The sequence below is a fragment of the Xanthomonas sp. WHRI 10207 genome (assembly GCF_040202975.1).
GTDB lineage: Bacteria > Pseudomonadota > Gammaproteobacteria > Xanthomonadales > Xanthomonadaceae > Xanthomonas.
In genome coordinates this window covers 297,956-321,033 of the sequence record NZ_JBEGDX010000001.1, presented here as the reverse complement: position 1 = coordinate 321,033, position 23,078 = coordinate 297,956, and the positions used below count along the sequence as shown (strand labels likewise).

At 60.7% G+C, this 23,078-nt stretch carries 31 protein-coding genes; all 31 read right to left on the bottom strand.

Going from position 1 to position 23,078, the window contains the following annotated elements; genetic code table 11:
• Positions 1-81: 81 nt before the first annotated feature.
• The 31 genes from ABQU90_RS01480 to rpoC all read right to left on the bottom strand — a co-directional run bounded on the left by ABQU90_RS01480 (position 82) and on the right by rpoC (position 23,001).
• A complete protein-coding gene (locus ABQU90_RS01480; RefSeq protein ID WP_002811635.1) occupies positions 82-1,080 on the bottom strand; it encodes a DNA-directed RNA polymerase subunit alpha in 999 nt (332 codons plus the stop codon).
• 53 nt (positions 1,081-1,133) lie between these two features.
• Positions 1,134-1,760 carry a 30S ribosomal protein S4 gene (gene rpsD, locus ABQU90_RS01475; RefSeq protein ID WP_002811641.1) on the bottom strand — a complete coding sequence of 209 codons (627 nt, stop codon included), beginning with the start codon at positions 1,758-1,760 and terminating at the stop codon, positions 1,134-1,136.
• A gap of 15 nt (positions 1,761-1,775) precedes the next feature.
• Positions 1,776-2,168, bottom strand: coding sequence for a 30S ribosomal protein S11 (gene rpsK, locus ABQU90_RS01470; RefSeq protein WP_003486671.1), 393 nt, complete (start codon positions 2,166-2,168; stop codon positions 1,776-1,778).
• Between the two features lie 10 nt (positions 2,169-2,178).
• Positions 2,179-2,535 (bottom strand): 30S ribosomal protein S13, encoded by a 357-nt coding sequence (gene rpsM, locus ABQU90_RS01465; RefSeq protein ID WP_003486672.1) that lies wholly within the window; start codon positions 2,533-2,535, stop codon positions 2,179-2,181.
• A gap of 333 nt (positions 2,536-2,868) precedes the next feature.
• Positions 2,869-4,236, bottom strand: coding sequence for a preprotein translocase subunit SecY (secY, locus tag ABQU90_RS01460; RefSeq protein ID WP_023902825.1), 1,368 nt, complete (start codon positions 4,234-4,236; stop codon positions 2,869-2,871).
• A gap of 7 nt (positions 4,237-4,243) precedes the next feature.
• Complete coding sequence (rplO, locus tag ABQU90_RS01455; protein ID WP_012439114.1) at positions 4,244-4,687, bottom strand: 50S ribosomal protein L15; 444 nt, start codon at positions 4,685-4,687, stop codon at positions 4,244-4,246.
• 4 nt (positions 4,688-4,691) lie between these two features.
• Complete coding sequence (gene rpmD / locus ABQU90_RS01450; RefSeq protein WP_006450646.1) at positions 4,692-4,883, bottom strand: 50S ribosomal protein L30; 192 nt, start codon at positions 4,881-4,883, stop codon at positions 4,692-4,694.
• Positions 4,876-5,418 (bottom strand): 30S ribosomal protein S5, encoded by a 543-nt coding sequence (gene rpsE / locus ABQU90_RS01445; protein ID WP_055846109.1) that lies wholly within the window; start codon positions 5,416-5,418, stop codon positions 4,876-4,878. The genes rpmD and rpsE overlap by 8 nt, the downstream gene beginning before the upstream one ends.
• Before the next feature lie 158 nt (positions 5,419-5,576).
• The gene (gene rplR / locus ABQU90_RS01440) at positions 5,577-5,936 is read right to left on the bottom strand and encodes a 50S ribosomal protein L18 (protein WP_082473395.1); all 360 of its coding nucleotides are present in this window, start codon (positions 5,934-5,936) and stop codon (positions 5,577-5,579) included.
• A gap of 88 nt (positions 5,937-6,024) precedes the next feature.
• Positions 6,025-6,552, bottom strand: coding sequence for a 50S ribosomal protein L6 (gene rplF / locus ABQU90_RS01435; RefSeq protein WP_055846112.1), 528 nt, complete (start codon positions 6,550-6,552; stop codon positions 6,025-6,027).
• Between the two features lie 15 nt (positions 6,553-6,567).
• Positions 6,568-6,966 carry a 30S ribosomal protein S8 gene (gene rpsH, locus ABQU90_RS01430; RefSeq protein ID WP_055846115.1) on the bottom strand — a complete coding sequence of 133 codons (399 nt, stop codon included), beginning with the start codon at positions 6,964-6,966 and terminating at the stop codon, positions 6,568-6,570.
• A gap of 204 nt (positions 6,967-7,170) precedes the next feature.
• A complete protein-coding gene (gene rpsN, locus ABQU90_RS01425) occupies positions 7,171-7,476 on the bottom strand; it encodes a 30S ribosomal protein S14 (protein ID WP_005917137.1) in 306 nt (101 codons plus the stop codon).
• A gap of 18 nt (positions 7,477-7,494) precedes the next feature.
• The gene (gene rplE, locus ABQU90_RS01420; RefSeq protein WP_055846118.1) at positions 7,495-8,037 is read right to left on the bottom strand and encodes a 50S ribosomal protein L5; all 543 of its coding nucleotides are present in this window, start codon (positions 8,035-8,037) and stop codon (positions 7,495-7,497) included.
• An 11-nt stretch (positions 8,038-8,048) separates the two neighbouring features.
• Complete coding sequence (gene rplX / locus ABQU90_RS01415; protein WP_006450639.1) at positions 8,049-8,366, bottom strand: 50S ribosomal protein L24; 318 nt, start codon at positions 8,364-8,366, stop codon at positions 8,049-8,051.
• Between the two features lie 15 nt (positions 8,367-8,381).
• Complete coding sequence (gene rplN, locus ABQU90_RS01410; protein ID WP_003486699.1) at positions 8,382-8,750, bottom strand: 50S ribosomal protein L14; 369 nt, start codon at positions 8,748-8,750, stop codon at positions 8,382-8,384.
• Positions 8,751-8,764: 14 nt separating this feature from the next.
• Positions 8,765-9,034, bottom strand: coding sequence for a 30S ribosomal protein S17 (gene rpsQ / locus ABQU90_RS01405; protein ID WP_005993374.1), 270 nt, complete (start codon positions 9,032-9,034; stop codon positions 8,765-8,767).
• 11 nt (positions 9,035-9,045) lie between these two features.
• A complete protein-coding gene (gene rpmC, locus ABQU90_RS01400; protein WP_055846121.1) occupies positions 9,046-9,231 on the bottom strand; it encodes a 50S ribosomal protein L29 in 186 nt (61 codons plus the stop codon).
• Positions 9,231-9,644: a 50S ribosomal protein L16 gene (gene rplP, locus ABQU90_RS01395; protein WP_003486706.1), complete on the bottom strand. Its 414-nt coding sequence runs from the start codon at positions 9,642-9,644 to the stop codon at positions 9,231-9,233. The genes rpmC and rplP overlap by 1 nt, the downstream gene beginning before the upstream one ends.
• Positions 9,645-9,649: 5 nt before the next feature.
• Entirely contained in the window at positions 9,650-10,384 is a 735-nt protein-coding gene (gene rpsC, locus ABQU90_RS01390; RefSeq protein ID WP_005993372.1) for a 30S ribosomal protein S3, read from the bottom strand.
• A gap of 17 nt (positions 10,385-10,401) precedes the next feature.
• Positions 10,402-10,737: a 50S ribosomal protein L22 gene (rplV, locus tag ABQU90_RS01385; RefSeq protein WP_002811686.1), complete on the bottom strand. Its 336-nt coding sequence runs from the start codon at positions 10,735-10,737 to the stop codon at positions 10,402-10,404.
• Positions 10,738-10,749: 12 nt separating this feature from the next.
• On the bottom strand, positions 10,750-11,019 hold the full coding sequence (gene rpsS / locus ABQU90_RS01380; RefSeq protein ID WP_005993369.1) for a 30S ribosomal protein S19: 270 nt from the start codon (positions 11,017-11,019) through the stop codon (positions 10,750-10,752).
• 6 nt (positions 11,020-11,025) lie between these two features.
• Positions 11,026-11,853 (bottom strand): 50S ribosomal protein L2, encoded by an 828-nt coding sequence (gene rplB / locus ABQU90_RS01375; RefSeq protein WP_003486715.1) that lies wholly within the window; start codon positions 11,851-11,853, stop codon positions 11,026-11,028.
• Positions 11,854-11,863: 10 nt separating this feature from the next.
• Positions 11,864-12,163 carry a 50S ribosomal protein L23 gene (gene rplW, locus ABQU90_RS01370; RefSeq protein WP_002811694.1) on the bottom strand — a complete coding sequence of 100 codons (300 nt, stop codon included), beginning with the start codon at positions 12,161-12,163 and terminating at the stop codon, positions 11,864-11,866.
• Positions 12,160-12,765 carry a 50S ribosomal protein L4 gene (rplD, locus tag ABQU90_RS01365; RefSeq protein ID WP_055846344.1) on the bottom strand — a complete coding sequence of 202 codons (606 nt, stop codon included), beginning with the start codon at positions 12,763-12,765 and terminating at the stop codon, positions 12,160-12,162. Before rplD ends, rplW begins: the two co-directional genes overlap by 4 nt.
• A gap of 12 nt (positions 12,766-12,777) precedes the next feature.
• The gene (gene rplC / locus ABQU90_RS01360; RefSeq protein ID WP_055846123.1) at positions 12,778-13,428 is read right to left on the bottom strand and encodes a 50S ribosomal protein L3; all 651 of its coding nucleotides are present in this window, start codon (positions 13,426-13,428) and stop codon (positions 12,778-12,780) included.
• An 11-nt stretch (positions 13,429-13,439) separates the two neighbouring features.
• On the bottom strand, positions 13,440-13,751 hold the full coding sequence (gene rpsJ, locus ABQU90_RS01355; protein WP_003486723.1) for a 30S ribosomal protein S10: 312 nt from the start codon (positions 13,749-13,751) through the stop codon (positions 13,440-13,442).
• A gap of 461 nt (positions 13,752-14,212) precedes the next feature.
• The gene (gene tuf / locus ABQU90_RS01350; protein WP_115527199.1) at positions 14,213-15,403 is read right to left on the bottom strand and encodes an elongation factor Tu; all 1,191 of its coding nucleotides are present in this window, start codon (positions 15,401-15,403) and stop codon (positions 14,213-14,215) included.
• Between the two features lie 46 nt (positions 15,404-15,449).
• Positions 15,450-17,567, bottom strand: a complete 2,118-nt coding sequence (gene fusA / locus ABQU90_RS01345; RefSeq protein WP_055846638.1) for an elongation factor G — start codon at positions 17,565-17,567, stop codon at positions 15,450-15,452.
• A 137-nt stretch (positions 17,568-17,704) separates the two neighbouring features.
• The gene (rpsG, locus tag ABQU90_RS01340; protein WP_006450629.1) at positions 17,705-18,172 is read right to left on the bottom strand and encodes a 30S ribosomal protein S7; all 468 of its coding nucleotides are present in this window, start codon (positions 18,170-18,172) and stop codon (positions 17,705-17,707) included.
• A gap of 12 nt (positions 18,173-18,184) precedes the next feature.
• On the bottom strand, positions 18,185-18,559 hold the full coding sequence (rpsL, locus tag ABQU90_RS01335; RefSeq protein WP_002811712.1) for a 30S ribosomal protein S12: 375 nt from the start codon (positions 18,557-18,559) through the stop codon (positions 18,185-18,187).
• 224 nt (positions 18,560-18,783) lie between these two features.
• The gene (rpoC, locus tag ABQU90_RS01330) at positions 18,784-23,001 is read right to left on the bottom strand and encodes a DNA-directed RNA polymerase subunit beta' (RefSeq protein WP_055846634.1); all 4,218 of its coding nucleotides are present in this window, start codon (positions 22,999-23,001) and stop codon (positions 18,784-18,786) included.
• Between the last annotated feature and the right edge of the window lie 77 nt (positions 23,002-23,078).

The following is a 23,078-nucleotide window of genomic DNA, read 5'->3' as shown; positions in this document are numbered from 1 at the left end:
GACCGGGTGTCATCGCGGGCTTTGGCCCGTCGATGTGGAAAAACAAACATGGGCGCCCGAAGACGCCCATGCCTTGAAACATTAACCAAGCATGCCGTGCTGGGCGACACCGGCCGGCGGCCAGTTTTCCAGCTTCATGCCCAATGCAAGGCCGCGCTGTGCCAGCACTTCCTTGATTTCGGTCAGCGACTTCTTGCCCAGATTCGGGGTCTTGAGCAGCTCAACTTCGGTCTTCTGGATCAGATCGCCGATGTAGTAGATGCTCTCCGCCTTGAGGCAGTTGGCCGAACGCACGGTCAGCTCGAGGTCGTCGATCGGGCGCAGCAGCACCGGATCCACGCCGCTGGCAGCCGGCTTGGCCGCACCACGATCGCGGTGGGTGAAGTCACCAAACACCGAGAGCTGATCGCTGAGGATGTCGGCGGCGGTGCGCACGGCTTCCTCGGCATCGATCGTGCCGTTGGTTTCGATATCGATGACCAGCTTGTCGAGGTCGGTGCGCTGTTCGACGCGTGCAGCTTCCACGGCGTAGGCAACGCGACGCACCGGCGAGAACGACGCATCCAGCATCAGACGACCGATGGTACGGGTCTCTTCGTCCGGACGACGACGTGCAGCAGCCGGCTGATAGCCGAACCCACGCTCGATCTTCAAACGCATGTTCAGTGCGGTGTCTTTGGTCAGGTGGCAGATCACATGGTCACCGTTGATGATCTCAACGTTGTGATCGGTCCTGATGTCGGCCGCAGTGACCGTACCCGGACCCTGCTTGGACAGCGAAAGCGTGGCGCTGTCGCCACTGTGCATACGAATCGCCACGTCTTTCAGGTTCAGCAGGACGTCAAGCACGTCTTCCTGCAAACCCTCGACCGTGGTGTACTCGTGCAGCACGCCGTCGATTTCGACCTCGGTAATCGCAAAACCGGGGATCGACGACAACAGCACACGACGCAGGGCATTGCCCAGCGTGTGCCCGTAACCGCGCTCCAAGGGCTCGATCACGACCTTGGCACGGTTGTCGGTAAGACGTTCGATCTGCGGACCACGAGGGCGCAGAACCTGGTTGGCGGTAACCGTCATGTTGCGGGGTCTCCTGCGAACCTCCGGCAGTGCCGGAGGCTCTCCAATGTGAATTACTTCGAATACAACTCGACGATCAGCGCTTCGTTGATATCCGAAGGCAGGTCAGCGCGATCCGGCACGGCCTTGAACACGCCGCTGAACTTCTTCGAATCGACTTCAACCCACGACGGCGTCATGTCGTGCTGCTCAGCCACGGTCAGGGCTTCCTGCACGCGGAGCTGCTTCTGTGCCTTTTCCGACAGCGTGATCGCATCGCCAGCCTTGATCTGGTACGAGGCCAGATTCACCGACTTGCCATTGACCAGTACGCCACGGTGCGACACCAGCTGGCGCGCGGCCGGACGGGTGACGGCAAAGCCCATGCGGTAGCAGACGTTGTCCAGACGGGTTTCCAACAACTGCAGCAGGTTCTCGCCGGTGTTGCCCTTCTTGGTCGAGGCCTTCTTGTAGTAGTTGCGGAACTGACGTTCCAGCAGACCGTAAATACGCTTGACCTTCTGCTTTTCACGCAGCTGGGTAGCGTAGTCGGAGAGCTTGCCCTTGCGAGCCGCGCCGTGTTGGCCGGGCTTCTGCTCAAGCTTGCACTTGGAGTCCAGCGCACGCGCCGGGCTCTTGAGGGAAAGGTCGGCGCCTTCACGGCGCGCGAGCTTACAGGTAGGACCGATATAACGAGCCATTTCTTATCGCTCCCTTTAGACGCGACGCTTCTTCGGCGGACGGCACCCGTTGTGCGGGATTGGCGTCACGTCGATGATGTTGGTGATCTTGTAGCCCACGTTGTTCAACGAACGCACGGCCGACTCACGGCCCGGACCCGGACCCTTGATACGTACTTCCAGCGACTTCACGCCGTAGTCGAGCGCAGCGCGGCCAGCCTTTTCGGCGGCAACCTGAGCAGCGAACGGGGTCGACTTACGCGAACCACGGAACCCGGCACCGCCGGACGTAGCCCACGACAAGGCGTTGCCCTGACGATCGGTGATGGTGACGATGGTGTTGTTGAACGAAGCGTGGACGTGAGCGACGCCGTCAGTGATGACGCGCTTGATCTTCTTCTTCGTTTTCTTTTCTGCTGGCTTTGCCATGATCTATCCCTTACTTCCTGATCGCCTTGCGCGGACCCTTACGGGTGCGGGCGTTGGTACGGGTGCGCTGACCACGCAGCGGGAGACCACGGCGATGACGCAGACCGCGATAGCAACCCAGGTCCATCAGTCGCTTGATCGCGATACCGATTTCGCGGCGCAGGTCGCCTTCGACGACATACTTGCCGACTTCGGCGCGCAGGCGCTCGATTTCGGGTTCGGACAGATCACGAATCTTCGTGGTCGAGGTAACGCCTGCGGATTCGCAGAGCTTCTTCGAACGGGTACGGCCGATGCCGTAGATGCTTTGCAACCCGACCCAGACGTGCTTCTGGGCTGGCAGGTTGACGCCTGCAATACGCGCCATGACGCGATTCTCCAACTGAGTGATGGCCCGACAGCGCCCAGGCGCCATCCGGCAGGATGGATCAAAAAGTGAACTCGGAATTATAGCAAGGCCTCGGATTGCTTTGAAGCCCGTGGAACCAGAAGTTCCATGGACCCGGCGTGGGGAGTGTGCCCTCGCTCCGGCGCCGGACGGTGTTGATCCAGAAAACTTCTCCAAATCGCCTGTGCTACTCCCGCACAGGACCACCCCGTCACACCCGCGCGCGAGACGTCGCGCGAGCCGCCCTTCTGATCGGAAGATCGTGGCCCGGGAACCAGGCCGTCTTCACGTAATGAAGATCTAGTGTACCACTTAACCGCGAGCGAGACCGCCGCGCGAGCCGCCCTTCAGGTTGGCCTTCTTCAGCAAGCTCTCATACTGATGCGACATCAGGTGCGCCTGGATCTGTGCAATGAAATCCATCACCACCACCACCGCAATCAACAGCGAGGTGCCGCCGAAGTGAAACGACGTGCCGAGCTGCGTGCGCATGATTTCCGGCAGCAAGCAGACGATCACCAGGTACAACGAACCCGCCGCCGTCAGCCGCGTCAGCACGCCATCGACATAATCGGCCGTGGCCTTGCCCGGACGGATACCCGGAATCAACGCGCCAGACTTCTTGAGGTTGTCGGCGGTTTCCTGCGAGTTGAATACCAGCGCCGTGTAGAAGAACGCGAAGCCGATGATAAGCGCCGCGAACACCAACATGTGCACCGGCTCACCCGGCCCAAGCGCATTGGCGATCTTCTGCAGCCACGAACCAACACCACTACCCGATGCAGCCTGACCGGACCACATCGACAACGTGGCGGGAAATGCCAGGATGCTCGATGCGAAGATCGGCGGAATCACACCTGCCATATTGAGCTTCAACGGCAGGAACGAGGTCTGATTCATATACGCATTGCGACCGCCCTGACGGCGCGCGTAGTTGACCGTGATGCGCCGTTGCCCGCGTTCGACGAACACCACAAACAGCGTAAACGCCAGGATGGTAATGACGATCAGCAACAGCGAGATGAAGCTCAGGTTGCCTTCGCGGAATGCTTCGACGGTTTGAATCGCGCCCGACGGCAGACCAGCAACGATGCCTGCGAAGATGATCAGCGACACGCCGTTACCGATACCACGCTCGGTAACCTGCTCGCCAACCCACATCAAAAAGATAGTGCCAGCGGTCAACGCAATGACTGCGGTCAACACGAAGCCCATGCCTGGCGCGTAGACAACCGGAGCGCCACCCGGCGCCGTCTGGTTCTGCAACGCGAGCGCGATACTGCCGCCCTGCACTACTGCCAGAAGCACCGCGCCGATACGCGAATATTGGGTGATCTTGCGTCGACCGGACTCGCCTTCCTTCTGCATCGCCTTGAGGGCGGGAAAGATGTGCGTGGCCAACTGAATCACGATCGATGCCGAAATGTACGGCATGACGTTCAATGCAAAAATGCTGAAACGGTGCAGGGCGCCGCCCGAGAACATGTTGAACATGTCCACGATGCCGCCACCCTGCGCCTGCATCAACGAAAGCATGGCATCGGGATTCACGCCCGGCACCGGCACATAGCAGCCGATGCGATAGACGATCAATGCCCCGAGGACGAACAGTAGCCGCTGACGAAGTTCCGTGAACTTGCCGAGCCCGCCACCGAGGTTACCAATGCCAGCCTGCGCCATCTGCCGATTACTCCTCTACGCTGCCGCCGGCAGCTTCGATTGCTGCCTTGGCGCCTGCGGTAGCCGCAACGCCCTTCAGCACGAACTTCTTGCTCAGCTCGCCCTTCAGCACGATCTTCGCCTTCTTGGCGCGGCTCGGGACCAGATTGGCCGCACGCAGCGCTGCAAAGTCGATTTCACCTGCTTCCAGCTTATCCAGCTGGTAGGACAGCACTTCTGCGCTGTCGCGCGCCATCTTGGAGCGGAAACCGATCTTCGGCAGACGACGCTGCATCGGAGTCTGGCCGCCTTCGAAGCCAGCCTTGATCTTGCCGCCGCCCTTACGCGCGAACGAGCCCTTGTGGCCACGGCCACAGGTCTTGCCAAGGCCAGAACCGATACCGCGACCGACCCGCGTACGCTCGGTACGGGCACCATCGGCGGGCTTGAGGTCATTGAGATGCATAGTCATTGGATTAGTCCTCAACCTTGACGAGGTAGTGAACCGTATTGATCAGGCCACGCACCTGCGGGCTGTCCTTGAGTTCACGCACATCGTTGATCTTATTCAGGCCCAACGCGTGCACCGACAGGCGGTGACGCGACTGGGTACCACGCAGGCCACGCACCAGGCGCACCTTCACAGTCTTGCCAGTGTCCTTAGCCATGGTTGAGCTCCTCCACCTTCTTGCCGCGCTTGGCCGCAACACGCGTCGGCGACTGCACTTCCGACAGACCCTTCAGGGTTGCACGGACCAGGTTGATCGGATTACGCGAACCAACTGCCTTGGCCAGCACGTTCTTCACGCCAACCGCTTCCAGCACAGCGCGCATGGCGCCACCAGCAATGACGCCAGTACCTTCCGAGGCGGGCTGCATGTAAACACGCGCTGCGCCATGGCCGGACTTGACGGCGTGCCACAAGGTGCCGTTATTCAGATCGACGCTGGCCAGGTTCTTGCGCGCCTGTTCCATCGACTTCTGGATGGCGACCGGCACTTCGCGCGCCTTACCATAACCGAAACCAACCTTGCCCAAACCATCACCGACCACGGTCAGCGCGGTAAAGGTGAACTGACGACCGCCCTTGACCGTCTTGCTGACGCGATTAACCGCGACCAGCTTTTCGATCATGCCATCGTCGACTTTCTCTTCGCGGTTACGGTCGCGATCACGACCCCGCGGTGCACGTTCTTCTGCCATCTTGATTCCTTGATTGATTGAGTATGTACGGCTCTAGGCCGCTTATGGTTGTGGAGTGAAACGGTGTTCCCATAGCCGTTGCAAAAGAACGGGACGGTCCGGCATCTCCCTGCCGGCGGAAACGCGGATGCAGCCGATGGCCACATCCGCAGCAGTGCTTAGAACTGCAGGCCGCCTTCGCGAGCTGCATCGGCCAGCGCCTTGATGCGGCCGTGGTAGCGGTAGCCCGAGCGATCGAATGCGACCTTCTCGATACCGGCAGCCTTGGCGCGCTCGGCGATCAACCTGCCAACCTTGACGGCTGCATCGCTGTTCTTGCCGTTCTTCAGACCATCCTTGACGTCGGCCTGCAGGGTATTCGCCGCAGCGATCACCTTGGAACCATCGGCAGTGAAGACCTGTGCATACAGGTGCTGACCGGTGCGCAGCACCGACAGACGGGCGACACCCAGTTCGCGGATGTGCGAGCGGGTGGATTTGGCGCGACGCAGACGGGCGATGTTCTTGTTGATGCTCATGATATTTATCCTACGGAAGCTGAAGGAAAAGCGCGCTCCTGTTAAAAGTCCGCACATGGATGTGCGGGCTCTTGCGAGGGACTCGCCATTAAGCCTTCTTGGCTTCCTTGCGAATGATGACTTCACCGGCGTACTTCACACCCTTGCCCTTGTAGGGCTCCGGCGGACGGAAACCGCGAATCTTGGCGGCGACTTCGCCGACGCGCTGCTTGTCGGCGCCCTGGACCAGAATTTCGGTCTGGGTCGGGGTCGACAACGTGATGCCTTCCGGCGCCACGAACACCAACGGGTGCGAGAAACCGAGCGCCAGGCTCAGATCCTTGCCCTGCATGGCAGCACGGTAACCGACGCCGACCAGCTCGAGCTTGCGCTCGAAACCTTCGGACACACCCTTGACCATATTGGCAAGGATGGCGCGCACAGTGCCGGTGATGGCGAGCTGCGACGGATCGTTGGCCGACAGCGTCGCAACATCGCCGTCGATGGCGATTTCCACGCCAACCGGCTTCGGAAGGGTCAACGTGCCCTTCGGGCCCTTGACGCTAACCAGCTCAGGCTGGACGTTAAGCTCAACACCCTTCGGAAGGGAAACAGGCTTCTTGGCTACACGGGACATGTTCGATTCCTTCCCTTAGGCCACGAAGCACAGGACTTCACCACCAACGCCGGCTTCGCGAGCCTGCGCATCGGTCATGATGCCCTTCGACGTGGAGATGATGGCGATACCCAGGCCACCGAGGACCTTGGGCAGCTCGGTCTTGCCGCGGTACTGACGCAGACCCGAGCGCGAGAAACGCTTCAGGGACTCGATGACCGGACGGCCTTCGAAATACTTCAGCACGATTTCCAGCTCCGATTTATTGTTCTCGGTGGCCGTTACGCGCAGGTCGGTGATGTAACCCTCGTCCTTCAGGACTTGGGCGATCGCAACCTTGATCTTGGATGACGGCAATTTCACCGTCTGCTTACCAACCGCGGCCGCATTCTTGATGCGAACCAGCAGGTCGGCGATGGGATCAGTCATGCTCATGTGAGTACCTTTGAGTGCACCGATATCCGCTTTCGCGAAAATCTTGTGTTTTCCTGGGGATGGGCCAGGACCCTTGACGCTACGCCGAGCCCGTACGGGCAAGACAGGAGCGGAAGTATACGACAAAAGAGCCCGACTTGCGTCGGACTCCCTTGTTGAACAGAACAATCCTGCTCAAACCGGCCGCGAACGGCCGGAATGCTGTTACCAGCTTGCCTTACGCAGACCCGGAACGTCGCCGTTCATCGTGGCCTTGCGGAGCATGTTGCGACCCAGACCGAACTTGCGGTACACACCGCGCGGACGACCGGACAGCTCGCAACGGTTGCGGTGGCGGCTCGGCGACGAATCGCGCGGCAGCTTCTGCAACTTGGTCGAAGCATCGATCTTCTCTTCGTAGGACGCATCCTGACTGGAGAGGATCTTCTTCAGCGCATCACGCTTGCCAGCGAATTTCTTCGCCAACTTTGCACGCTTGATGTCGCGGTGGATCATGGAGGTCTTTGCCATTTCGGATGTCCTCGACGGTCAGTTACGGAACGGGAACTTGAACGCTGCCAGCAGCGCCTTCGCTTCCGCATCCGTCTTGGCGGTGGTGGTGATGGCGATATCCATACCGCGAATCGCGTCGACGGCGTCGAAGTCGATTTCCGGGAAGATGATCTGTTCCTTCACACCCATGTTGAAGTTGCCACGACCGTCGAAGGAACGACCGGACACACCACGGAAGTCGCGCACGCGCGGCAACGAGATGTTGATCAGGCGATCCAGGAACTCGTACATCTTGGCGCGACGCAAGGTGGTCTTGCAGCCGATCGGCCAACCGTCACGAATCTTGAACGATGCGACCGAAACGCGCGACTTGGTGACCACCGGCTTTTGACCGGAGATCTTGGACATGTCGGCGACCGCATTTTCAAGAATCTTCTTGTTGGTAGCCGCCTCGCCCACGCCCATGTTGAGCGTGACCTTGACCAGCTTCGGCACTTCCATCGGATTGGAGTAGCCGAATTCCTTCATCAGGGCCGGCACCACGTTTTCCTTGTAAAACTTTTCGAGACGAGTGTTCATGATCTCATTCCTCAGGCGTCGAGCGCCTCACCGCTGGAGCGGAACACACGCAATTTGCGTCCATCCTCCAGCACCTTGAAGCCAACGCGCTCGCCCTTGCCCGTTGCCGGGTTGACGATATTGACGTTGGAGATATGGATCGACGCTTCACGCTCGACCACGCCGCCGGCGACACCCGCCTGCGGGTTCGGCTTGGTGTGGCGCTTGATGATGTTGGCATTGGAGACGATCACGCGATCGCCGTCCACACGCACAACTTCACCCTGCTTACCCTTGTCCTTGCCGGTGTTGATGACGACCTGGTCGCCCTTCTTGATACGGTTAGCCATGTGTATGTCCTCCGCTCACAGCACTTCGGGAGCGAGCGAGACGATCTTCATGAACTTCTCGGAACGCAGCTCGCGCGTCACCGGCCCGAAGATGCGGGTCCCGATCGGCTCCTGCTTATTGTTCAACAGCACAGCGGCATTGCCATCGAAGCGGATCAACGAACCGTCGGGACGGCGCACACCCTTGCGGGTACGCACCACGACGGCGTCGTAGACTTCGCCTTTCTTGACCTTGCCACGCGGAATGGCGTCCTTGACGGTCACCTTGATGATGTCGCCAATGTGTGCGTAGCGGCGCTTCGAGCCGCCCAGCACCTTGATGCACATCACTTCCTTGGCACCCGAATTGTCGGCCACATCGAGGTAGCTCTGCATCTGGATCATGATTCAGATCTCCCTTAGCCGGCCGAACGGGTGACGATTTCGACCACCCGCCAGTTCTTGGTCTTGGACATTGGAGCAATCTCGGTCACACGCACGACGTCGCCTTCATTACAGGCATTGTCGGCATCGTGTGCGTGCAGCTTGGTCGAGCGCTTGATGTACTTACCGTACAGAGCATGCTTGACCTGGCGCTCCACCAACACGGTGACCGTCTTGTCCATCTTGTTGCTGACGACACGGCCTTCGACCGTGCGCAGCGCTTGCTTTTCGTTGTTGTCGCTCATCGCGGCCGTCCTTACTTGGTGCTGCCGAGCAGGTGCTTGACGCGAGCAATCTCGCGGCGCACCCGGCGGGTATCGTGGGTCTTCGGCAGCTGGCCGGTGACCTGCTGCATGCGGAGCGAGAACTGCTCCTTACGCAGATCGGTCAGGTGGGCCTTCAGTTCGTCAGCCGACTTCTCGCGGAGTTGTTTGATATCCATCAGCGCACCGTCCGGGTCACGAAAGTGGTCGTCACCGAGAGCTTGGCAGCGGCAAGGCGGAACGCCTCACGTGCAGTCTCTTCGGGAATACCCTCGATTTCATAGATCATGCGGCCCGGCTGAATCTGCGCGACCCAGTACTCCACGTTGCCCTTACCGGAGCCCATGCGGACTTCGATCGGCTTCTTGGTGATCGGCTTGTCGGGGAACACACGGATCCACATCTTGCCGCCCTTCTTGACGTGGCGGCTGATCGTGCGGCGTGCTGCTTCAATCTGGCGTGCGGTCAGCTGACCGTGCGCCGTGGCCTTGAGACCGTATTCGCCGAAGCTGACGGCGTTTCCGCTCCATGCCAGGCCGTCATTGCGGCCCTTGTGCATCTTGCGATATTTGGTTCGCTTGGGTTGCAACATTGCCGTTACCTCGCTTCACGAGCCGGGCGCGACGGGCGGTCACCACGGTCGCCGCGATCGTTACGATCGTTGCGCGGGCTGTCGTCCTGCTTTTCCTGGCCAACCTGAGAGAAGTCGAAGACTTCGCCCTTATAGATCCAGACCTTGATGCCGATGATGCCGTACGTCGTGGACGCCTCGGCAAAACCGTAATCAATGTCGGCACGTAGCGTGTGCAGCGGCACGCGGCCTTCGCGGTACCACTCCGAACGGGCGATTTCTGCACCGTTGAGGCGGCCAGCCACATTGACCTTGATGCCCAGGGCACCCAAGCGCATCGCGTTACCGACCGAGCGCTTCATTGCGCGGCGGAACATGATGCGACGCTCAAGCTGCTGCGCGATCGATTCAGCGACCAGCTGCGCATCCAGCTCCGGCTTGCGCACTTCGGTGACGTTGATGTGCGCCGGAACGCCCATCAGCTCGCTCACTTCCTTACGCAGCTTTTCGATGTCCTCACCACGCTTGCCAATCACCACGCCCGGACGGGCAGTGTGAATCGTCACGCGGGCGGTTTTGGCAGGGCGCTCGATCAAGATCTTGCTGACACCTGCCTGCGCGAGCTTCTTGCGCAGCATTTCACGCACTTTCAGGTCGGCTGCCAAATAGGCAGCGAAATCGCCCTTGTTTGCGTACCACTTGGAATTCCAGTCTTTGGAGATACCAAGACGGATTCCAGTCGGATGAACTTTATGACCCATGGTCTTTTCCTTTCCGCTTACTTGGCGGCGCCAACAATCACAGTGATGTGACTGGTGCGCTTGAGGATGCGGGTACCGCGGCCTTTCGCCCGCGCCATGAAACGCTTCAGGGACGGACCTTCATCAACCATGATGGTCTTGACCTTCAGCTCGTCGACATCCGCGCCCTGATTGTTCTCGGCATTGGCAATAGCCGACTCCACAACCTTTTTGATCAGGTGTGCAGCCTTTTTGTCCGAGAACTTCAGCAGATTGACCGCACGCTCGGCGGACAAACCACGCACCTGATCAGCGACCAGGCGGGCCTTCTGCGGGGAGATGCGCGCGGTGCGCAGGATTGCTTTCGCTTCCATCGTCATCTCTCCTTACCTGCTCGACTTCTTGTCGCCACCGTGACCCTTGAAGGTCCGGGTGACGGCAAATTCGCCGAGCTTGTGGCCGACCATATTCTCGTTGACGAGCACCGGAATGTGGTTCTTGCCGTTATGCACGGCGATGGTGATACCTACCATTTCCGGCAGGATCATCGAACGGCGCGACCAGGTCTTGATCGGCTTCTTGCTACCCGCAGCGGACTCCACCTTCTTTGCAAGGTGGTGATCGACGAACGGGCCCTTCTTAAGTGAACGTGCCATGGTCGATTAGCCCCTACGATCGCGGACGATGAATTGCTGGGTGCGCTTGTTCTTGCGCGTCTTGTAACCCTTGGTCGGAACACCCCACGGGGTGACCGGATGCGGATTACCCTGACCAGCCTTCGCTTCACCACCACCGTGCGGGTGATCGACCGGGTTCATGGCCGCACCGCGAACGGTCGGGCGAACACCGCGCCAACGCTTTGCGCCGGCCTTGCCCAACTTCTCGAGGTTGTGCTCGTCGTTGCCGACTTCACCGATGGTGGCGCGGCATTCGACAGGCACCTTGCGCATTTCGCCCGAGCGCAGACGCAGCGTGGCATAGATGCCTTCGCGAGCGACCAGCTGGACAGCTGCACCGGCAGCACGTGCGATCTGAGCGCCCTTACCCGGCTTCAGCTCGATACCGTGCACCGTCGTACCGACCGGGATGTTACGCAGCGGAAGCGTGTTACCGGTCTTGATCGGTGCATTGGCACCGGCAATAACCTGGTCGCCAGCCTTCAGGCCCTTGGGGGCGATGATGTAGCGACGCTCGCCGTCGACGTAGCACAGCAGGGCGATATGAGCGGTACGGTTCGGATCGTATTCGATCCGCTCCACACGCGCCGGAATACCTTCCTTGTTGCGCTTGAAGTCGATGATGCGGTAGTGCTGCTTATGACCACCACCGACGTGACGCACGGTGATGCGGCCATGGTGGTTACGACCACCGGACTTGCTCTGCGAATCGAGCAGCGCCGCGTGCGGTGCGCCCTTGTGCAGATCGGGAGTAACCACGCGCACGGCGGAACGACGGCCGGGAGAGGTGGGTTTGAACTTCATCAATGGCATGGGATGGACCTCAGGCCTTGGCCGTTACGTCGATGGACTGACCATCAACCAGGCGGACGTACGCCTTGCGCCAATTGCCACGGCTGCCAGCACGGTTACGGAAGGACTTGCTCTTGCCCTTGACGTTGACCACGTTGACTGCCTTGACCTTGACGTCGAACAGCTGCTCAACCGCGGCCTTTACATCGGCTTTGGTGGCTTCGTTCGAAACTTCGAAGACATACTGGTTGGAGATTTCCTGCAGGCGCGCGGTCTTTTCAGAGACTCGCGGAGCACGCAGCACGCTGAAGATTTTTTCGTTGCTGCTCATGCCAGCCACTCCTCGATCTTCTTGACCGCATCGGCGGTGATCACGACCGTATCGGCCCCGACCAAAGCGACCGGATCCAGACCCTGCACATCACGCACCTGCACATACGGCAGATTGCGAGCGGACAGATACAGGTGCTCGGAAGCTTCTTCGGTGACGATCAGCGGGCGCTTACCCACATCCAGCCCCTTCAACTTCTCGATCAGACCCTGGGTCTTGGTGGTTTCGACGTCGAACGCATCGACGATCATCAGGCGACCCTGGCGATTAAGCTCAGAGAAGATCGCGCAGATGGCCGCACGGTACATCTTGCGGTTGACTTTCTGCTCGAAGCTGCGCGGCTTGGCCGCGAAGGTCACGCCGCCGCCGACGAAGATCGGAGCCGTCAACGCGCCATGACGCGCACCGCCGCCCTTCTGCTTCTTCGACTTCTTGGTCGTGCCCGCAACTTCCGAACGCGTCTTCTGTGCCTTGGTACCAGCGCGACCGGCGTTGCGATAAGCGACGACGACCTGGTGAACCAGATCTTCGCTGAATTCGCGACCGAACACGGCATCGGAGACCGAGACCTTGTTATTGCTACCCGTGATAACGAGTTCCATCGTCATCTCTCCTTATGCCTTGCTCGCCGGACGGACGATCACGTCGCCACCAGCTGCGCCAGGCACGGCGCCGCGGATAGCAATCAGACCACGCTCGACGTCGACCTTGACCACTTCCAGGTTCAGCGTGCTTTGCTGCACGGCGCCCATGTGGCCCGACATCTTCTTACCCGGGAAAACGCGACCCGGGGTCTGGCGCTGACCCAACGAACCCGGCGCGCGATGCGACAGCGAGTTACCGTGAGTTGCATCGCCCATACGGAAGTTGTAGCGCTTGATGGTGCCCTGGAAACCCTTACCCTTGGTGACGCCCTGGACGTCGACCTTTTGGCCGACCTCAAAGATGTCCGCCTTGATTTCGCCGCCGACGGCGAAATCGCCGAGCTGCGCATCTTCAACGCGGAATTCCCACAAGCCGCGACCCGCTTCGACCTTCGCCTTGGCGAAGTGACCGGAGGCCGGCTTGTTGACCAGTGCGGCGCGACGCGCGCCAACGGTAATCTGCACTGCGCTGTAGCCGTCGGTTTCAACGGTCTTGATCTGCGCGATGCGGTTCGGAGTTGCTTCGATCAGCGTAACCGGCACGGAGCGGCCATCTTCAGTGAAGACGCGGCTCATGCCAGCCTTGCGGCCTACGAAGCCCAACGAATATTTCTTCGTCATGGTCGTAGTCCTCAGGTCAACTTGATCTGTACGTCGACGCCAGCCGCGAGTTCGAGCTTCATCAGCGCGTCCACGGTCTTGTCGTTCGGGTCGACTATATCGAGCACACGCTTGTGCGTGCGGGTTTCGTATTGGTCACGCGCATCCTTGTCGGCATGCGGGGATACGAGGATGGTGTAACGTTCGATCTTGGTCGGCAACGGGATCGGGCCACGCACTTGCGCGCCGGTCCGCTTAGCCGTTTCGACGATCTCGCTGGCCGAACGGTCGATCAAACGATGATCGAACGCCTTCAACCGAATCCGGATCTTTTGTTCCGACATGACGGAAGCTTCCTTCGTTAAAAGAGCGACGGGCAAGGCCTCTGGGATACCTGCCCCGGTATTCCTGCATTGGTGAAATCGCCAGACATCCTGCCGACGAGGGCTTTCCTCCGCCCAAAAACTGAGGCAGCCCGGTAAACCGGCCTGCCCAGACGGAAAAGTATAATGCGCAGCTAGAGCACGGTCAACAACGACTGAGTTGTTGAGTGCTCCATGCAACGCGACCTTCCCGGTCTGGCGAACACGAGCGGCTTCCTGCCGTTCTTTTCGCTGTGAACTCAGCGCCCTACCCAGGGACACCGAGCCGCGCATTATAGCGAGCGATGTTTAGGTGCGCAAGCGTCCATTCAATTAATCCTACTTCTCGCCCACCTCGCCCACCTGCAGCCAAAAAAAGGGCCGGCTTGCGCCGACCCTTTTGATTGCGCCGGCGGCCAGAGCCGCCGAACTGCAGGCATTGCTTACTTGACGATCTTGGCAACCACGCCGGCGCCGACGGTCCGGCCGCCTTCGCGAATTGCGAAGCGCAGACCTTCATCCATCGCGACCGGGTTGATCAGCGTCACGACCATCTTCACGTTGTCGCCCGGCATCACCATTTCCACGCCTTCCGGCAGCTGGCAGGCGCCAGTGATGTCGGTGGTACGGAAGTAGAACTGCGGACGGTAGCCCTTGAAGAACGGGGTATGACGACCACCCTCATCCTTGGACAGCACGTAAACTTCGGCTTCAAACTCGGTATGCGGCTTGATCGAACCCGGCTTGCACAGCACCTGGCCGCGCTCGACGTCGTCACGCTTGGTGCCGCGCAGCAGCAGACCGGCGTTGTCGCCTGCCTGACCCTGATCCAGCAGCTTGCGGAACATTTCCACGCCGGTGACGGTGGTCTTCTGCGTATCGCGGATACCGACGATTTCGATTTCGTCGCCAACCTTGATGATGCCGCGCTCGATACGACCGGTCACCACGGTGCCGCGGCCGGAGATCGAGAACACGTCTTCGACCGGCATCAGGAACGGGCGGTCCACGTCACGGGTCGGATCCGGAATGAAGCTGTCCAGTGCGTCGACCAGCTTCAGGATCGCCGGCACGCCGATTTCGCTCTGATCACCGTCCAGCGCAAGACGCGCCGAACCATGAATGATCGGGGTGTCGTCGCCCGGGAAGTCGTACTTGCTCAGCAGCTCGCGCACTTCCATTTCGACCAGCTCGAGCAGCTCGGCGTCGTCGACCATGTCAGCCTTGTTCAGGAACACCACGATATGCGGCACGCCGACCTGACGCGACAGCAGGATGTGCTCACGGGTCTGCGGCATCGGGCCGTCAGCGGCCGAACACACCAGAATCGCGCCATCCATCTGCGCAGCACCGGTGATCATGTTCTTGACGTAGTCGGCGTGGCCGGGGCAGTCAACGTGTGCGTAGTGACGGTTCGGGGATTCGTATTCGACGTGTGCGGTCGAGATCGTGATACCACGCGCCTTCTCTTCCGGCGCTGCGTCGATCGCGTCGTACGCCTTGAACTCACCACCGAAACGCTCAGCACCGATCTTGGTCAGCGCAGCGGTCAACGTGGTCTTGCCATGGTCAACGTGACCAATGGTGCCGACATTGACGTGCAGCTTGTTGCGCTCGAATTTAGCTTTTGCCATGACTTGCTACCTCTAATTAGAAAATTTTTGAAGCGGCTGAGCGAACTCAGCCCTTCTTGGTGACGGCGTCGGCGATGTTGGTCGGCGCCTCTTCGTAATGGTCGAATTCCATCGAGAACGTTGCACGCCCCTGGCTCATCGAGCGCAGCGAGGTCGCGTAACCGAACATCTCACCCAGCGGAATCATCGCATTGATGATCTTGCCCGACGGGCTGTCGTCCTGACCCTGCAACACGCCGCGACGGCGGCTCACGTCGCCCATCACGTCGCCCAGGTAATCCTCCGGGCTGACGATCTCGACTTTCATGATCGGCTCGAGCAACACCGGGCTGGCTTTCGCAAAGCCCTGCTTGAACGCCATCGACGCGGCCAGCTTGAACGCCATTTCTGAGGAGTCGACATCATGGTACGAGCCGAACACCAGCTTGACCTTGACACCCACTACCGGGAAGCCAGCGATCGGACCACTGGTGATCGTTTCGCGCAGGCCCTTCTCAACCGAGGGGATGAATTCCTTCGGAATGATGCCGCCGGTGATGTCGTTGATGAAGAGGAAATCGTCCTTGACGCTGTCGTTCTTGCGATCTTCTTCGGTCATCGGCGACAGCTCGATCACGACGTGACCGTACTGACCCTTACCACCGGACTGCTTGGCGTGCTTGTAGTCGGACTTGACGTCGGTCTTGCGGATCGTTTCGCGATACGCAACCTGCGGCTTGCCAACGTTGGCCTCGACATTGAACTCGCGACGCATGCGGTCGACGATGATGTCCAGGTGCAGCTCGCCCATGCCGGAGATGATTGTCTGGCCGGATTCTTCGTCGGTCTTGACGCGGAACGAGGGATCTTCCTGCGCCAGGCGACCCAGCGCCGTACCCATCTTTTCCTGGTCCGACTTGGTCTTGGGCTCCACCGCCATCGAGATCACCGGCTCCGGGAAAATCATGCGCTCCAGGGTGATGATCTTGTCCTGCGCACACAGCGTGTCGCCGGTGGTGACGTCCTTCAGACCCACGGCCGCGGCGATGTCACCAGCGCGCACTTCCTTGATCTCTTCGCGATTGTTGGAATGCATCTGCAGGATGCGGCCCACGCGCTCTTTCTTCGACTTGACCGGGTTATAGACCTGGTCGCCGGAGTTCAGCGTGCCCGAGTAGACACGGAAGAACGTCAGCGAGCCCACGAACGGATCGGTCATGATCTTGAACGCCAACGCCGAGAACGGCGCGGTGTCGGTCGCAGGACGGCTGTCTTCCTTCTCGTCTTCGTCGATGCCGGCAACCGGCGGGCGGTCAGCCGGCGACGGCAGCAGATGCACAACGCCGTCGAGCATGGCCTGCACGCCCTTGTTCTTGAACGCCGAGCCACAGAACACCGGCACGATCTCGACCTTCAGGGTGCGCTCGCGCAGACCCACAAGGATCTCTTCTTCGCTCAGGTCGCCTTCGTTGAGGTACTTGTCCATGAGTTCTTCGCTGGCTTCTGCAGCCGCTTCGACCATGAACGAACGCGCCTCGGTCGCAATCTCGACCAGGTCGGCCGGGATGTCGCCGTATTCGAAGGTGGTGCCCTGCGACGCGATATCCCAGTGAATCGCCTTCATCTTCAACAGGTCGACCACGCCCTCGAAACCGTCTTCGGCGCCGATCGGCACCTGCATCGGCACGGCGTAGGCACCCAGACGGGCTCTCAGCTGCTCGACGACCTTGTCGAAGTTGGCACCGGTACGGTCCATCTTGTTGACGAAGGCCATGCGCGGCACGGAATACTTGTTGGCCTGGCGCCACACAGTCTCGGACTGCGGCTGCACGCCACCCACGGCGCACAGCACGAACACCGCACCGTCGAGCACGCGCAAGGAGCGCTCCACTTCGATGGTGAAGTCGACGTGCCCAGGGGTGTCGATGATGTTCAGGCGATGCTGCGGCATGGACTTGTCCATGCCCGACCAGAACGCAGTGGTCGCAGCGGAGGTGATGGTGATACCACGCTCCTGCTCCTGCTCCATCCAGTCCATCACTGCAGCGCCGTCATGGACTTCGCCGATCTTGTGACTGACACCGGTGTAGAACAGGATGCGCTCGGAGGTGGTGGTCTTGCCGGCATCGATGTGGGCCATGATGCCGAAGTTGCGGTAACGCTCGATAGGGGTGGTGCGGGCCACGGGGAGCCTCTCAATTTCTTGGATTTCGGATGGCCGAACGCCGCCTTTCGGCGGCCTTCGGATTGAATGCGACGCGAGACGCGTCGCAAACAGCACTCATATGGTGCTGAAGGGCCCCGTTACCAAGGCCCCCGAGGTCACCAGCGGTAGTGTGCGAACGCCTTGTTCGCTTCCGCCATACGGTGAGTCTCTTCGCGCTTCTTGATCGCGCCGCCACGGCTTTCCGAGGCGTCCAACAGTTCTGCAGCCAGCTTGCGCGGCATGGTGTTCTCGCCACGCTTGCGCGCGGAATCGATCAACCAGCGCATTGCCAGCGCCGTGCGACGGGAGGAGCGCACTTCGACGGGCACCTGATAGGTAGCACCACCAACGCGACGCGATTTAACTTCGACAGCCGGGGCCACGTTGTCCAGTGCTTTCTGCACTAGCTCGACGGCATTCGGATTCTTTTCGCCAATGACGTCCATCGCGCCATAGACAATTTTCTCAGCAACCGACTTCTTGCCACTTTGCATCACCATATTGATGAAGCGGGCAATGGTTTCGCTGCCATGCTTTGGATCAGGCAGGACGGTGCGCTGCGGAGTAGAACCTTTACGGGACATTGGAGTATTTCCTTAGCTCTTCGGGCGCTTGGCGCCGTACTTGGAACGACCTTGACGGCGCTTTGCGACGCCGGCGGCGTCCAGCGAACCACGGACGGTGTGATAACGCACACCGGGAAGATCCTTGACGCGGCCACCACGAATCAGGACCACGGAGTGCTCCTGCAGGTTGTGACCTTCACCACCGATGTAGCTGATGACCTCTTCCTGATTGGTCAGGCGCACTTTGGCAACCTTACGCAGGGCCGAGTTCGGCTTCTTCGGGGTAGTGGTATAGACGCGTGTGCAGACGCCGCGGCGCTGCGGACACTTGTCCAGTGCCGGGGAGGCACTCTTGTAGGTGGTCGCTTGCCGAGGCTTGCGGACCAGCTGATTGATCGTCGTCATCAGTTGATTCTTCTGATTAGAGAGGCCGAGACGGCCTTGCACGAAAACGAAGGCAGGCCGAAAAACGGCCCGCCGAGACAGGGAAGTATAGCTGGCAGGACGAAACTCCGTCAACTTCACGGAAACCCAACCCTGCTGGCCCGTCCAAAGGCCCGAAAACGGAAGGCCTCCTGCCCTCCTTGTCGCTTGGCTGACGGCGCTCTTGCGAGCGCCGTCGCAAGCGCTTACTCCTCGTCCGCGCCGGCGTCTGCCACAGCGACGACCGGTTCGGCAACCGTCGGCTTGCCCGACAAGGTTTCCATTTCCGAGTCGGTCAGACCGGACGATTTACGACGCCCGGCGTGGTAGGCAAGACCGGTACCGGCCGGGATCAGGCGACCCACGATCACGTTTTCCTTCAGGCCGCGCAGGTTGTCGCGGGTACCGCGCACGGCAGCCTCGGTCAACACACGCGTGGTCTCCTGGAACGAGGCCGCCGAGATGAACGACTCGGTGGCCAGCGAGGCCTTGGTGATACCCAGCAGGACCGGATCGTACTTGGCCGGCAGTTCGTTGCGCTTGACCAGGCGGACATTTTCCTCGATGACGCGCTGGCGCTCGACCTGCTCGCCATTGAGGAACTTGCTGGTGCCCTGGTCGGTGATCTCGACCTTGCGCAGCATCTGGCGAGTGATCACCTCGATGTGCTTGTCGTTGATCTTCACGCCCTGCAGGCGATACACGTCCTGGATTTCCTTGACCAGATACGCGGCCAGCGGCTCGACACCCAGCAGACGCAGGATGTCCTGCGGGCTCGGCTCGCCGTCCACCACGGTCTCGCCCTTGGTCACATGCTCGCCTTCGAACACGATGATCTGGCGGTACTTCGGGATCAGCTCTTCGTGTTCCGACCCATCGGTGTCCTTGATGATCAGACGCTGCTTGCCCTTGGTGTCCTTACCGAAGCTGATGATGCCCGAGCGCTCGGCCAGGATCGCCGGATCCTTCGGCTTGCGTGCTTCGAACAAGTCGGCAACGCGCGGCAGACCACCGGTGATGTCGCGGGTCTTGGACGCTTCCTGCGGGATCTTGGCGACCACGTCGCCCACGCCGACAGCGGCGCCGTCCTGCAGGTTGACGATGGAGCGCGGCGGCAACAGGTACTGCGCCGGCAGATCCGTATTCGGGATCGTCAGGTCGTTGCCCTTGCCATCGACGATGCGCACGATCGGGCGCAGTTCCTTGGCATGCGCACCGCGACGCTTCGGGTCGGTGATTTCGCGCGAGGCCAGGCCAGTCAGTTCGTCGGTCTTCTCGATGACGGTGACGCCGTCGACGAAGTCGATGAAGCGAATGAAACCGGCCACTTCCGACACGATCGGGTGGTTATGCGGATCCCAGTTGGCAACGCCCTGCCCGGCCTTGACCGCATCGCCGTCTTTGGCGGTGATGGTGGCGCCGTACGGCAGCTTGTAACGCTCGCGCTCGCGGCCATGGCCATCGAGCACGGACAGTTCGCCAGAACGCGAGACCGCAACCAGTGCGCCGCTGGCATGCGCCACCGACTTGAGGTTGTTGAACTTCACCGAACCGGTGGTCTTGACGGTGATGTTGTCCACCGCAGCCGCACGCGATGCCGCACCACCGATGTGGAACGTACGCATGGTCAGCTGGGTACCCGGCTCACCGATGGACTGGGCGGCGATGACGCCGACCGCTTCACCGATGTTGACCTGGTGACCACGTGCAAGATCGCGACCGTAGCAACGTGCGCACACGCCGAACGACGATTCGCAGCTGATGGTCGAACGCACCTTCACCGACTGCACACTGGCGTCTTCCAGCTTGGCAACCCAGGCTTCGTCGAGCAGCGTATTGCGGGTGACGATCGGCTCTTCGTCGTTGCCCGGCAGGTACACGTCCTCGGCCACGACACGGCCCAGCACGCGCTCCTTCAACGGCTCCACCACGTCGCCGCCTTCCACGATCGGGGTCATGATCAACCCTTCGGTGGTGCCGCAATCGACTTCGGTGATCACCACGTCCTGCGCGACGTCGACCAGACGACGGGTCAGGTAACCCGAGTTCGCCGTCTTCAACGCGGTATCGGCCAGACCCTTACGCGCACCGTGGGTGGAGTTGAAGTACTCCTGCACGTTCAAGCCTTCGCGGAAGTTCGCCTTGATGGGCGTCTCGATGATCGAGCCGTCCGGACGCGCCATCAGGCCGCGCATACCGGCCAGCTGACGGATCTGCGCCTGGCTACCACGCGCACCGGAGTCGGCCATGATGTAGAGCGAGTTCATCGACTTCTGGTCGATGGTTTCGCCCTTGGCATTTTCGACCTTCTCGGTACCGATGGTGTCCATCATCGCCTTGGCGATGCGCTCGCTGGTACGCGACCAGATGTCCACGACCTTGTTGTAACGCTCGCCGGCGGTGACCAGGCCCGACTGATACTGCTCCTGGATTTCCAGCACTTCGGCTTCTGCCTCAGTGAGGATGCCCTTCTTCTCGTCCGGGATCAGCATGTCGTCGATGCCGATCGACACGCCTGCGCGGGTGGCGTAGGCATAGCCGGTGTACATCAGCTTGTCGGCGAACACGACGGTGTCCTTCAAGCCCAGCAGACGGTAGCTGGAGTTGATCAGACGCGAGATGTTCTTCTTGGTCATCTCGGTGTTGGCCAGCTGGAACGGCAGGCCTTCGGGCAGGATTTCGCTCAGCAACGCACGACCGACCGTGGTGTCCACGATCGAGGTGCCGCTGGTGCGCTTGCCGTCGACGGCGTCGACGTCCACCTGGGTGATGCGAACCTTGACCTTGGCGTGCAGTTCCACCACGCGGTTGTCGTAGGCGCGCTTCACTTCGCTGGTGTTCGCAAACACCATGCCCTCGCCCTTCTTGTTCTCCAGGGCGCGGCTCATGTAATACAGGCCCAACACCACGTCCTGCGACGGCACGATGATCGGCTCGCCGTTGGCCGGCGACAGGATGTTGTTGGTGGACATCATCAGCGCACGCGCTTCCAGCTGGGCTTCCAGCGAGAGCGGCACGTGGACAGCCATCTGGTCACCGTCGAAGTCGGCGTTGAAGGCGGTACATACCAGCGGATGCAGCTGGATGGCCTTACCTTCGATCAACACCGGCTCGAACGCCTGGATGCCCAGACGGTGCAGGGTCGGCGCACGGTTCAGCAGCACCGGATGCTCGCGGATGACTTCTTCGAGGATGTCCCACACCTCGGCCTCTTCGCGCTCGACGAGCTTCTTGGCGGCCTTGATGGTGGTGGCCAGGCCACGACGCTGCAGCTTGGCGAACACGAACGGCTTGAACAGCTCGAGCGCCATCTTCTTCGGCAGGCCGCACTGGTGCAGCTTGAGGTACGGACCGACGGTGATGACCGAACGACCGGAGTAATCCACGCGCTTGCCGAGCAGGTTCTGACGGAACCGGCCCTGCTTGCCCTTGATCATGTCGGCCAGCGACTTCAGCGGACGCTTGTTGGTGCCGGTGATGGCACGGCCGCGACGGCCGTTGTCCAGCAGCGCATCGACCGATTCCTGCAGCATGCGCTTTTCGTTGCGCACGATGATGTCCGGCGCATTGAGCTCCAGCAGGCGACGCAGACGGTTGTTGCGGTTGATCACGCGGCGGTACAGATCGTTCAGATCCGAGGTCGCGAAGCGGCCGCCATCCAGCGGCACCAGCGGACGCAGGTCCGGCGGCAGCACGGGAAGCACGGTCATGACCATCCACTCCGGACGGTTGCCCGACTCCAGGAAGGCTTCGATCAACTTGATGCGCTTGGTCAGGCGCTTGAGCTTGGTTTCCGAACCGGTGCTGGCGATTTCTTCGCGCAGGCGTGTCATTTCCGACTGCAGGTCGATCGTGCGCAGCAGCTCGTACACGGCCTCGGCGCCCATGGCGGCGTCGAAGTCGTCGTTGTACTCCTGGCGTGCAGTCAGGTACTGCTCTTCGGTCAGCAGCTGGCGGCGCTCGAGCGGGGTCAGACCCGGCTCGGTGACCACGTAGGCTTCGAAGTACAGCACGCGCTCGATGTCACGCAGGGTCATGTCCAGCATCAAACCGATACGCGAGGGCAGCGACTTGAGGAACCAGATGTGCGCGACCGGCGAGGCCAGGTCGATGTGACCCATGCGCTCGCGACGCACCTTGGCCAGGGTGACTTCGGTGCCGCACTTTTCGCAGACCACACCGCGGTGCTTCATGCGCTTGTACTTGCCGCACAGGCACTCGTAATCCTTGATCGGGCCAAAGATCGCGGCGCAGAACAGGCCGTCACGCTCCGGCTTGAAGGTGCGGTAATTGATGGTTTCGGGCTTCTTCACTTCGCCGTAGGACCACGAACGGATCAGGTCAGGCGATGCCAGCGCGATCTTGATCGCGTCGAAATCCAGCGTCTGGCGCTGTTGATTGAAGAGGTTGAGCAGGTCTTTCATTGGATATCTCCGGGTCGGAGGAATTTTGTATCTGAGATGAAACCGAGGGCATTACGTTCCGGATCCAGGCACCGCAT

Coding starts and splice junctions, on each gene's coding strand:
- ABQU90_RS01480 (WP_002811635.1), bottom strand. CDS start 1,080: ATGACGGTTACCGCCAACCAGGTTCTGCGCCCTCGTGGTCCGCAGATC.
- rpsD (WP_002811641.1), bottom strand. CDS start 1,760: ATGGCTCGTTATATCGGTCCTACCTGTAAGCTCGCGCGCCGTGAAGGC.
- rpsK (WP_003486671.1), bottom strand. CDS start 2,168: ATGGCAAAGCCAGCAGAAAAGAAAACGAAGAAGAAGATCAAGCGCGTC.
- rpsM (WP_003486672.1), bottom strand. CDS start 2,535: ATGGCGCGTATTGCAGGCGTCAACCTGCCAGCCCAGAAGCACGTCTGG.
- secY (WP_023902825.1), bottom strand. CDS start 4,236: ATGGCGCAGGCTGGCATTGGTAACCTCGGTGGCGGGCTCGGCAAGTTC.
- rplO (WP_012439114.1), bottom strand. CDS start 4,687: ATGACTATGCATCTCAATGACCTCAAGCCCGCCGATGGTGCCCGTACC.
- rpmD (WP_006450646.1), bottom strand. CDS start 4,883: ATGGCTAAGGACACTGGCAAGACTGTGAAGGTGCGCCTGGTGCGTGGC.
- rpsE (WP_055846109.1), bottom strand. CDS start 5,418: ATGGCAGAAGAACGTGCACCGCGGGGTCGTGATCGCGACCGTAACCGC.
- rplR (WP_082473395.1), bottom strand. CDS start 5,936: ATGAGCATCAACAAGAACATCGCCCGTCTGCGTCGCGCCAAATCCACC.
- rplF (WP_055846112.1), bottom strand. CDS start 6,552: ATGTCCCGTGTAGCCAAGAAGCCTGTTTCCCTTCCGAAGGGTGTTGAG.
- rpsH (WP_055846115.1), bottom strand. CDS start 6,966: ATGAGCATGACTGATCCCATCGCCGACCTGCTGGTTCGCATCAAGAAT.
- rpsN (WP_005917137.1), bottom strand. CDS start 7,476: ATGGCAAAGACCTCCATGATCCACCGCGACATCAAGCGTGCAAAGTTG.
- rplE (WP_055846118.1), bottom strand. CDS start 8,037: ATGAACACTCGTCTCGAAAAGTTTTACAAGGAAAACGTGGTGCCGGCC.
- rplX (WP_006450639.1), bottom strand. CDS start 8,366: ATGGCTAACCGTATCAAGAAGGGCGACCAGGTCGTCATCAACACCGGC.
- rplN (WP_003486699.1), bottom strand. CDS start 8,750: ATGATCCAGATGCAGAGCTACCTCGATGTGGCCGACAATTCGGGTGCC.
- rpsQ (WP_005993374.1), bottom strand. CDS start 9,034: ATGAGCGACAACAACGAAAAGCAAGCGCTGCGCACGGTCGAAGGCCGT.
- rpmC (WP_055846121.1), bottom strand. CDS start 9,231: ATGGATATCAAACAACTCCGCGAGAAGTCGGCTGACGAACTGAAGGCC.
- rplP (WP_003486706.1), bottom strand. CDS start 9,644: ATGTTGCAACCCAAGCGAACCAAATATCGCAAGATGCACAAGGGCCGC.
- rpsC (WP_005993372.1), bottom strand. CDS start 10,384: ATGGGTCATAAAGTTCATCCGACTGGAATCCGTCTTGGTATCTCCAAA.
- rplV (WP_002811686.1), bottom strand. CDS start 10,737: ATGGAAGCGAAAGCAATCCTGCGCACCGCGCGCATCTCCCCGCAGAAG.
- rpsS (WP_005993369.1), bottom strand. CDS start 11,019: ATGGCACGTTCACTTAAGAAGGGCCCGTTCGTCGATCACCACCTTGCA.
- rplB (WP_003486715.1), bottom strand. CDS start 11,853: ATGCCATTGATGAAGTTCAAACCCACCTCTCCCGGCCGTCGTTCCGCC.
- rplW (WP_002811694.1), bottom strand. CDS start 12,163: ATGAGCAGCAACGAAAAAATCTTCAGCGTGCTGCGTGCTCCGCGAGTC.
- rplD (WP_055846344.1), bottom strand. CDS start 12,765: ATGGAACTCGTTATCACGGGTAGCAATAACAAGGTCTCGGTCTCCGAT.
- rplC (WP_055846123.1), bottom strand. CDS start 13,428: ATGACGAAGAAATATTCGTTGGGCTTCGTAGGCCGCAAGGCTGGCATG.
- rpsJ (WP_003486723.1), bottom strand. CDS start 13,751: ATGTCGGAACAAAAGATCCGGATTCGGTTGAAGGCGTTCGATCATCGT.
- tuf (WP_115527199.1), bottom strand. CDS start 15,403: ATGGCAAAAGCTAAATTCGAGCGCAACAAGCTGCACGTCAATGTCGGC.
- rpsG (WP_006450629.1), bottom strand. CDS start 18,172: ATGTCCCGTAAAGGTTCTACTCCGCAGCGCACCGTCCTGCCTGATCCA.
- rpsL (WP_002811712.1), bottom strand. CDS start 18,559: ATGACGACGATCAATCAGCTGGTCCGCAAGCCTCGGCAAGCGACCACC.
- rpoC (WP_055846634.1), bottom strand. CDS start 23,001: ATGAAAGACCTGCTCAACCTCTTCAATCAACAGCGCCAGACGCTGGAT.